The following is a 9615-nucleotide window of genomic DNA, read 5'->3' on the forward strand; positions in this document are numbered from 1 at the left end:
GGCGTCGAACCTCCAGAACCTCAGGAACTTCCACCACGCCATCCGGAGCGAGAGCGCCGGATGCGAGCGGATGAAGTTGATGCCCTTTCCGAAGGCCTCGCGGTTGTACTCGACCTCCGGCAGGTCCTTGAGCTCGTCCCACCCGGGCACGGCCTTCCTCGGCAGGACCACGATGCCCTTGAACTCCGGGTTCGTCGGGATGAGCTCGTTGTTGCTCTCGTAGAACGTGATCCCACCGTGCGTCGTCGACGGGACGAAGGCGTCGAACTGCCGGTAGTTCCGCGCGAGCCACGGCGAAACCACGACGGCCGCCGCGAGCACCATCACGGCGAGGCGGAGCAGTCTCCCGCGCCATGGGAGGGGTCGCGCCCACAGCACAGCGAATCCCACGAACGCGGCGAAGAACAGCATCTGCGGACGTGCGAGGTACGCTGCGCCCGAGAGCGCGCCGACGATGAGGTACGTGCGGACCGACGCCGGCTCCCGCGGTTCGCGCGCGTCCCGTACGAGGAGCAGCAGGACACTCAGGATGGCGAGGATGTAGAGGTTCTCGGACATGATGAGACCGCTCATGTAGATGAGCGCCGGGTTCACAGCCGCGAGGAAAGCGGCGAGGAGCGCGCCGCCGGGCGTCGCGAGCCGCCGCGTGAGAGGGTAGACGAGAAGGACGGCGAGGACGCCGAGAAGAACCTGGAAGGCGCGCGCGACGTCGGGGTCGTCTCCGAGGATCGAGTAGAGTCCGCCGACGATGATGGGGTAGAGCGGAGGGCGGGCCGCCGTCGGCTCGCCGAGGGGACTCTTCAGGCCTTCGCCCGCGGCGACCGATGATGCCAGCCGGTGGTAGTCGGGCTCGTCGCCCCAGCCGCTCGAATCGAAGCCGACGACGCCGAACCAGAACCCGAGCCTCAGGAGGAGCGCCAGGACGAGAACGGCGCCCAGAAGAAGCGTGTGTCTCCGCACCGGTGCAGCGCTCATCGGCTACTCGTTTCCCTTGAGACGTTCGCGAAGAAGCGTCCCGACGGCCTCGAACCAGTGCTTCGTCCGGATCTTCTTTCCCTCGGACTTCCTGCGGGGCGCGTACCTGATGGGCACCTCGCGGATCCGGATACCCCGTTTCGCGACCATCGCCGTCACTTCGGGGCAGAACTCGAAGCCCTCGCAGCTGAGCGGGAGGTTCTTCAGGAGTTCGGTTCGAAAGGCCTTGTAGCAGGTCGGTTCATCCGTGATGCCGGTCCCGTAGAGCATGTTGGTGATGAGCGTCAGCGACACGCCGCCCATGTAGAAGATTGGCGACGACATCGGGTTGTCGCGCCTCAGCCTGCGTGAGCCGTAGACGACCTGAACGTCCGGGTCGTCGAACTCAGCGAGGATCGCGTGGTAGTCGGCGGGATCGTACTCGAGATCGCCGTCCTGGATGATGATGACATCCCCCGTGGCGCGCGGGATGCCCGCGCGGACCGCCGCACCCTTGCCTCTGTTCCGCTCGAGCTCGATCAGCGTGATGTCGCCGTCTTCCGTGAGTCCCCGGACGATGTCGGCCGTCTCGTCTGTCGAACCGTCATCGATGACGATGATCTCGGGTCCGAGACCGGTCGACAGGATACGCTGGATGATCTCGGCGATCGTGCCGGCCTCGTTGTAAGCGGGTATCAGCACGCTCAGGCGCGGCGGCTTGTCAGTCACGTCGACTTCTCCGTGGGGTCATGCGGCCGCGGGCGGGTCCGGCGTCTGAGACCGATGCCGGTCGCGCGCCATGCGTCTACCGATGTAGGCGAGCGCGGCGGCCGCGAAGAGCAGCAGATACGCGTCGAGCGGCAGCCGGTACCGCACACACGTCGTGAACGCGGGATAGAGAAGCGAGTAGAGGATCACGACAGCGTAGGCCGGCAGAAGCTCGCGCCACTTCCTCCGAGCAAGCCACATGCCCGCAAGGCCGAGGATGATGGCCGGGCCGCTCGTCAGGAGCGCGATCCACGTCGTGCGCGAGCCCGTGAACTCGTTCTTCTCGATGGTGTCAGGGTAGAAGCGGTAGTAGTTCACCAGCTTCTGGAGGTAGAGCGAGACGAACCGGCCGGGGTCGTCGCGCACATACTCGAGTCCGCGGTCCATGCACATCTGATCCCACGCGCCGGGCGGCGTCGTCTTCCGTGCCTCGGCGAGGTCCTCCGGCACGGGTGTCCGCGTCTGAGACGTCGCGGTCGCGTCCGGGTGATTCCCCAGCATGAAGGCGTGTCCGCCGACGGCCGAGACCGGGATGAACTCGCCGGAGACGATGGAGTTCCTGACGGTCCACGGCAGGACCACGGCCATGGCGGCCAGAGCGAGAACCACTGCGGCGAGGATGTTCCGCTTCCAGCGAAGCGTCCAAAGGAACGCGAACGGCGCGAAGATGAGCGAGACGGGGCGCGTCAGGACGAGCGCGCCGAGCGCGACGCCCTGCGCGAAGGCGAAGGAGACCTTCGGGCGCTTTCGGGTCTTCATGGCGAAGTAGACGAAGGCCAGCATGAGGAGCGTCGCCGTCTGGGTCGGGTAGAGCGCACCGGCCATGTAGACGTAATAGGGATAGAACGCCCCGAAGAAGGCCGCGAGCAGGCCCACCCCCTTCCCGAGCGAGTCGCGCGCGATGAGATAGAGCAGGAGAGGAATGAACCCCGAAAGGAGCGCCTGGAAGAGGTAGGCCGCGCGATAGGAGTGCCCGGCCAGAGCGTACGGCACGCTCATCACGAACGCCTGGAACGGCGGTCGGAGCACGGCCATCTCGTCAGGCTCGCCCGTCGCGATGCGTCCCTCCGACACGATCCGCCATGCGATCGTGTCGAAGTACCTCGGGTCCGGCCAGTAGAGCTCGTCGTCGAGCGTCATCACGAAGCCGACGCGGACGCCGATCGTGAGGACGACGATGACGAGCAGAAGGACGGCGGACCGCCGCTTGATGAGGCGCTTGAGAGCGTGTGACATGGTGAGCCCGAGCGTATCTATGTCCTCTGCGGAGTGTCAAGGAAATCCGCTTCCACCGGAGCAGATCGGCATGAACGGCCCGTCAATGGCATCGCTGCGCCATGAGATGTCCGGTTTCTAGCTGAAGGAGCGTTCATCGGAGCGGTCCTTGCAACATGGAGTGGTGGCGACGGAGGACGATCGCTGTCTCCGACGGTTGATCCGTGACGCTGGAGACAGCCGCGAGCGAACGTAGCAAGTGAGGAACTCCAGACTGCAGCTGCCGGAAGTCGATGTGCTGAGGTGAGTCTCCTCCACGGGGCCCCATCCACTTGCCGGAATGTCCACCGAGGGGCTCGCCGTTTCCCGCGATCTCACAGGCCCATGCGAGGGAGAGCCGAACGTGAAGACGATGCCCATCTGGATGAAGGTCGTCTTCCCCGTCGTTATTGTCGCCATAGCGTTCGGCGGCGTGATGTTCTATCGCATGGAGCGACAGGGGCACGCGACACAGATTGAAATGGAGCTAGCGGCAATCGGGCGTCTGAAGGCCGAGCAGATCGAGTTGTGGACGCGAGAGCGACGCGCCGATGCCGGGGTTCTGACGGCGCTCCCCAAGCTGCGCCAGGAGGTTTCATTCTACGTCGGCGATCCCACCAACGTCGTCGTCGAAGATGAGCTTCGCACGCGTTTCAGGGACCTCCAGGAGAAGTACGGTTACGAAGACGTCCTGCTCGTCGATCCCGACGGCAGCATTCTGATGAGTGTCGCGGGTCGCACCGGGCCGATGGGTACGCTCGCACGCCGGGCACTCCTGCAGGCCGCTCGGTCGAGGTTGCCCGTCGTCTCCGACATCCAGTTCGACCAGTTCCAGAAGGCGGCTCACGTCAGCACGTTCGCGCCCATCTATGCTCCCGGCGACGATGACGAGCCCGCCGCTCTCATCGTCCTCCTGAGCGACGCTATGACCTCGCTCTTCCCGATTGTCCAGAGCTGGCCCACAAGGAGCCGCACCGCCGAGACGCTCCTTGTGAGACAAGAGGAGGATAGCGTTGTCTTCCTCAACGAACTTCGACACGCTGAGAATGCGGCACTCGCACTGCGACTTCCGATGTCCCGAACCGACCTTCCAGCGGTGGCCGCGGCCTCTGGCGACTACGGAGTCATGCGCGGCCGGGACTATCGGGACGTCGAGGTCCTGGCAGTCGCCCTCGATGTGCCCGGACTCCCGTGGTCGATGGTGGCGAAGATGGACGCCGAGGAGGCCTTCGCACCCGTCAGGCGCCGCTCGGTTCTGCTGCTCTCAACGATAGCCGGCACTCTGCTCCTCTTGGTCCTCGCCTTCGTCCTGGTGTGGCAGCGGGGCGAGCGGACTCGTTTCAAACGGCTCTTCGAGGCGGAGACCGCGCTGAGCCACATGGGCGAGCGTTTGGGCATCACGCTCAAGAGCATCGGCGACGCAGTGATCTCCACCGACGCCGACGGCCGGGTCGAGCTCATGAACCACGAGGCCGAGAGACTGACCGGCTGGCAGGCAGAGGGTGCGCACGGTCGGCCCCTCGACGAAGTTCTCTCCATCAGGAGCGAGAAGACAGGAGATCGTGTCGAGAACCCCGTCGAGACGGTCCTGAGCGAAGGCGTCATCGTCGCTTTGGGAAACAAGAGCGTTCTTGTCTCGAGGGACGGCACCGAGCATCCCATAGCGGACAGCGCGGCGCCCATACGAGACGAGGAGGGTGATACTGTCGGTGTCGTTCTCGTCTTCCGGGACATGACGGAGGAGCGTGAGCGCCGGCGTCGGCTCGAGGCGGTTCACCGTCGTCAGAACCACCTCGTCAGCGTGCTCACGGCGATACGCGATGTCAACCAGCTCACAATACGCGAAAAGGACATTGACAGGCTGATCCAGGGCGCCTGCATCGCCATGACCGAGACGCTTCGCAGGGGAAGCGCCTACATCGTGCTGGTCGACACTGAAGGGGGTCTCCTGACAATGGCGGCCTCAGGTGACCAGAGCGCTGCGGACCGTCTCCGCGCCGCCGCCGCGATGGGTCGGGTGTCCCATTGCATTCGAGAGATCCTCGAAAGCCCCGGGGTGACGACGATCCCGCACGCCCCCGGCGATTTGAACGCAGTGGGCGACGGAGATGAAGCGGCCTTCGGAGCGAGGCTCGAATTCGGGGGCACAGTTTACGGCGCCTTTGTTGTCTCCGTGCCGAGGGAGTTCATGACCGACGAGAGCGAACGGAGGCTCTTCGGCGAGATGGCGAACGACATCGCGTTCGCTATCCGGCAGATAGAGCAGTCGAAGCAGCAGCGCGAGCTGCGCGAACGGTACAAGCTCCTCGCCGAGAACACGGTCGATTGCATCTGGTTGATGGGACTCGACGAGCGCTTCATCTACATCAACCCTGCCAGTGAGTCGCTGTTCGGCTACACGCCCGAGGAAATGATCGGAACCCACCTTAGGGACTACGTCGCCGGGAAGGAGTACGTTCGGATCGAGAACGCAATCCGCGAGGCTGTCTCTGCTCTCCCCGAGCGTCTCTCGACCGTGCTCGAGACCTGCATGCTGCACAGGAACGGCGCCGAGGTTCCCCTGGAGGTCGCAGCGAAGTTCGTTCTCGATGACGACGGTCACCCCGTCGCTATCCAGGGTGTTTCGCGTGACATCACCGAGAGGAAGCTCGCCGAGGAGGAACTCCACGAACAGGAACGGATACTCAACGAAACCGGGCGGATGGCGAAAATCGGTGGTTGGGAACACGACATGGCCACCGGCGAGGCAGTATGGACCAGGGCCCTTTACGACATTATCGGCATCGAGTACGGAACAAGGCCGCCCGGAGTTCACGAGCACTTCGACTACTATCTCGACGAAGACAGGGCGATCCTCGAGAAGGCCTACTGGCGAGCTGTCGAGGACGGAGAGCCCTTTGACCTCGAACTCCAGGTCAGGACCGCGCCCGGCGTTGTGATCTGGTGCAGGGCCTACGGGGAGCCCGTCGTGGAGAACGGGCGTTGCATTCGGCTGCGTGGGACGTTCCAGGACATCACGGAGCGAAAGAGGGCCGAGTCGGAGAGGGAGCGGACGCAGCAGCTCCTCCACTTCGCCGTGGAACAGAGCCCCGTTCCTGTCATCATCGCTGCCGCTCCAGACGTGACGATCACTCATATCAACCAGGCGGCGAAGGACCTCCTGGTTCAGATCCCCGACGACATCGGCGAGATCAGGCTCGACGAGCACCGCGAGTACTGGCCCACATTTCACCCCGACGGGACGCCGTACTGTGTCGAGGACCTTCCCCTGACCAGGGCAATTCAGAAGGGTGAGACGACGGAAGGCGCCGAGATCATCGTGCGCAGGCCCGACGGAGACGAGTGGATCGCCGCAAGCGCAGCGCCGCTCAGAAGCCGTACCGGAAAGACCATTGCCGGCATCGTCGTCTTCCCGATGATCACGGAACAGAAGACGGCGATCGACGCGCTGAGAGAAAGCGAGAGGCGCTGGAGGAGCTACGTAGAGAGCGCTCCGTACGGCGTCTTCGTTGTTGATGAGTCAGGTCGCTACATCGACGTGAACCCGGAGGCCTGCAGGATGTCGGGCTACTCCGAGGAGGAACTCCTGAGCATGCGGGTTCTCGAACTGTCTTCCCCCGCTGAACGCGAAGCCGGGTTGGAGTCGTTCCGGTTCCTGGCTGAGCGTGGCGCATGGGAAGGGGAGATCGAGATCGAGCGCAAGGATGGTGACGTTAGGCGCTGGTTGCTGGCTGCAGTGAGGTTGTCCGAGAGACGCTACCTCGGCTTCACGCACGACATCACAGAGCGGAAGTGGGCAGAGGAGGAGCGGGAGCGGCTACAGGCCGAGCTCATGCAGGCGCAGAAGATGGAATCGGTCGGCAGACTCGCAGGCGGGGTCGCTCACGACTTCAATAACATGCTGCAGGTCATGCTCGGAGGCACCGAGCTGCTCCTCGGAAAGCTCGCTCAGGAAAGCGAGCTGCGAGATGAAATCGAGGAGATTCGCTCGGCGGCCGAACGCTCGGCCGAGCTGACGAGACAGCTGCTTGCGTTCGCCAGAAAGCAGGTCGCCGAGCCAAAGCTCCTGAACCTCAACCAGACGGTCGGGGGCACGACCAAGATGCTCAACCGCCTCATCGCCGAAGAGATCGAGCTCGACTGGGAGTCGGCGAGTGAGAGTTGGCACGTCAGGATCGACCCGACGCAGGTCAACCAGATTCTGGCCAACCTCGTTGTCAACGCCAGCGACGCGATCGATGGAGCGGGCAGGATCGTTATCGGGACGGAGAACATCACGGTCTCGGAGGGCGAGTCCATCAGCGAGGAGGACCCGGCACCGGGCGAGTACGTCGTGTTGACGGTCGCCGACACCGGTCGGGGCATGGACGCGGAGACCCTGTCGAAGATCTTCGATCCGTTCTTCACAAGCAAGGGCGTCGGCGAAGGGACCGGTCTCGGTCTCTCGACGGTCTACGGCATCGTCAGGCAGAACAACGGACACATTTCGGTCGACAGCCAACCCGGAGAGGGGACGACCTTCACTGTCTACTTCCCCCGCTACGAGGGCGAGGAGGACAGAACCGCGGGCCGGCCCACAGGACGTAAACAGGAAGGAAAGGGCGAGGTGCTCGTCGTTGTCGAGGACGAAGAGTCGATTCTCCGTCTGTGCGAGAGCGCGCTCAGCAGGATCGGGTACACAGTACATCCTGCCGGGACCCCGTCGGAGGCGCTCGCGCTCCTGGACGATATCGATGAAGTGCCCGCGCTGCTCATCACAGATGTCGTCATGCCGGAGATGGACGGACGCGAACTCGCCAACCGCGTTCTCGAGAGGTTCCTCGACATCAGAGTGCTGTTCATGTCCGGCTACACGGCGGACGCCATCGCCCGCCGCGGCATCGTAGAGGACGGAGTCTCGTTGATCCAGAAGCCGTTCCAGGTGCGGGAGCTCGCTGAGAAGGTGCGCGAGGTGTTGGACGAGCAAATACCGAAGGAGTAGGCCGTGTGGGATGTCCCGGGGAGGACCAGCCCGAAGAACCAACAGGAGCAGAACCTGGAGGAGCTGACGATGACGAAGGAGGAACTGCTGGCTCGCGTGAAGGAGAGCTGCGAAGCTTGGAACGCTCTCGTCGGAAGCATCGATCACGACAAAATCAGTGTTGTGGTCGAGGATGACGGGAGGACGCTGAAGGACGTGATCGCACACATCGCATGGTATCAGCGTGAGGTCGCGACGCTTCTCCGGACTCATGTGCTCTCCGGCTCGGAGCTCTGGAAGCTGTCTCCCGAGGCCCGCAATGCCACCATCACCGAGGCTAACAGGCACCGCCCGCTCGACGCCATTCTCGCGGAGACGCTCGAGGTTCGCCACGCGCTCGCCCAGGCGCTCAATGGAATGGAGGAGGAAGACCTCCACGACCCAGGGCGGTTCAAGAACATGCCGTCCGACTGGATCCCCTGGCAGATCGTCGCGCAGAACACCTACGAGCACTGCGATGCGCACTCAGAGGATATCCGACGGGTGCTTGGGCTAGGAGGGGAGTGAGCCTCCGGCCCGGCAGCTGTTTCCGGTTCATCGAGCACACATCCGACGGAATTCGCTGGTGGGAGCGACCTCGCTCCCACCGGAGCGATGCGGAGTCCAGGCCGCGTTCGTGACGGACGCGGCCTCTTCCTGTATACTGCAGGTGGAGCCACGGACGACTGCCCCTATGGACGATGTCGCAATCCAGGGAGGCTCGCGATGTCACGGAAGCCTACTGTTCCCGCCCGCCAGATGCTCGTTCCGCTCTCTGTCCTTCTTTGCCTCGCTGCAGTTCCGGCATCTGCTCCCGCACAAACGGAGACCCCGATCGCGACCGAGATCGTGTCGGCCACCGTGTACAGTCGGCAGGCACAGATCGTGCGCGAGGGCGAGGTCACGCTTGAAGCGGGGAGCTACCGTCTTCTTTGCCGCGACCTTCCCGGGGGCGCCGTTGAGTCGTCGCTGGACGTCGTCGGTTCCGGACTCGAGGGCGCCCGCATCGTCGGCATCGACTTCAGGAGGGCCTCGGGCGACACCACGCTTCCGCCGAGAGCCGCGGAGTACCGCAGCGAGCTCGGACGGATCAAGGACGAGCTCAAGGAACTGGAACTCCGGAGGAAGACACTGTCCGAGCGTGAGAACCTGACCGAGTCGATCGGCGGCTTTTCCTCCGGTCTCGCCGAGGAGCGCCTGGCCGACCGCTCATTCGGCGTTACGGAGTGGACGGCGTTCCTCGACTTCTACGAGCGCGAGCTGATGAACGTCAAATCCGAGCTTCGCGGGGTGCTCGAGGAGACGCAGGAACTCGTCGAGAGGCGCAACCACCTCCGCGCCGAGCTCGAGGCGATGCAGGTCGCATCGCGGCAGCGCGTGCTGGCGGTCGAGTGCGAAGTCGACGAGCCGGGCACGATGCGCGTTGAGCTCTCCTACATCGTTCCAGGGGCCGAGTGGACGCCCGAGTATGCCGTCCGCTACATGGAGCAGGACGACGTGGTTGAGCTCTCCTACGGGGCCCGTCTTGTGCAATCGACCGGCGAGGACTGGGACGGGGTGAGCGTCGTCCTCTCCACCGCGAAGCCTCACGTCGGCGCGGCGCCGCCGGCGCTCGCTCCGCATTTCGTCGGCATGACCAC

Annotated in this window: 6 protein-coding genes; 3 read left to right on the forward strand and 3 right to left on the reverse strand. The window is 64.2% G+C overall.

The window, feature by feature from the left end; all coding sequences use genetic code 11:
* From GF405_05520 to GF405_05530, 3 genes are all read right to left on the reverse strand, one after another.
* The coding region (locus tag GF405_05520) for a phospholipid carrier-dependent glycosyltransferase (GenBank protein ID MBD3367615.1) at positions 1-975 on the reverse strand (975 nt) is incomplete at its 3' end.
* Between the two features lie 3 nt (positions 976-978).
* Complete coding sequence (locus GF405_05525) at positions 979-1683, reverse strand: glycosyltransferase (GenBank protein ID MBD3367616.1); 705 nt, start codon at positions 1681-1683, stop codon at positions 979-981.
* Between the two features lie 18 nt (positions 1684-1701).
* The gene (locus tag GF405_05530; protein ID MBD3367617.1) at positions 1702-2958 is read right to left on the reverse strand and encodes a hypothetical protein; all 1257 of its coding nucleotides are present in this window, start codon (positions 2956-2958) and stop codon (positions 1702-1704) included.
* 319 nt (positions 2959-3277) lie between these two features.
* Here GF405_05530 and GF405_05535 point away from each other — a divergent pair, with 319 nt between their 5' ends.
* The 3 genes from GF405_05535 to GF405_05545 form a co-directional block, all read left to right on the forward strand.
* Positions 3278-7957: a PAS domain S-box protein gene (locus GF405_05535; protein MBD3367618.1), complete on the forward strand. Its 4680-nt coding sequence runs from the start codon at positions 3278-3280 to the stop codon at positions 7955-7957.
* 69 nt (positions 7958-8026) lie between these two features.
* Positions 8027-8503 carry a ClbS/DfsB family four-helix bundle protein gene (locus GF405_05540; protein MBD3367619.1) on the forward strand — a complete coding sequence of 159 codons (477 nt, stop codon included), beginning with the start codon at positions 8027-8029 and terminating at the stop codon, positions 8501-8503.
* Between the two features lie 87 nt (positions 8504-8590).
* Positions 8591-9615, forward strand: a 1025-nt coding sequence (locus GF405_05545) for a mucoidy inhibitor MuiA family protein (GenBank protein MBD3367620.1), incomplete at its 3' end; no start/stop codon positions are given.

The organism is Candidatus Effluviviaceae Genus V sp. (genome assembly GCA_014728125.1).
GTDB lineage: Bacteria > Joyebacterota > Joyebacteria > Joyebacterales > Joyebacteraceae > WJMD01.

Coding starts and splice junctions, on each gene's coding strand:
- GF405_05530 (MBD3367617.1), bottom strand. CDS start 2,958: ATGTCACACGCTCTCAAGCGCCTCATCAAGCGGCGGTCCGCCGTCCTT.
- GF405_05535 (MBD3367618.1), top strand. CDS start 3,278: ATGTCCACCGAGGGGCTCGCCGTTTCCCGCGATCTCACAGGCCCATGC.
- GF405_05540 (MBD3367619.1), top strand. CDS start 8,027: ATGACGAAGGAGGAACTGCTGGCTCGCGTGAAGGAGAGCTGCGAAGCT.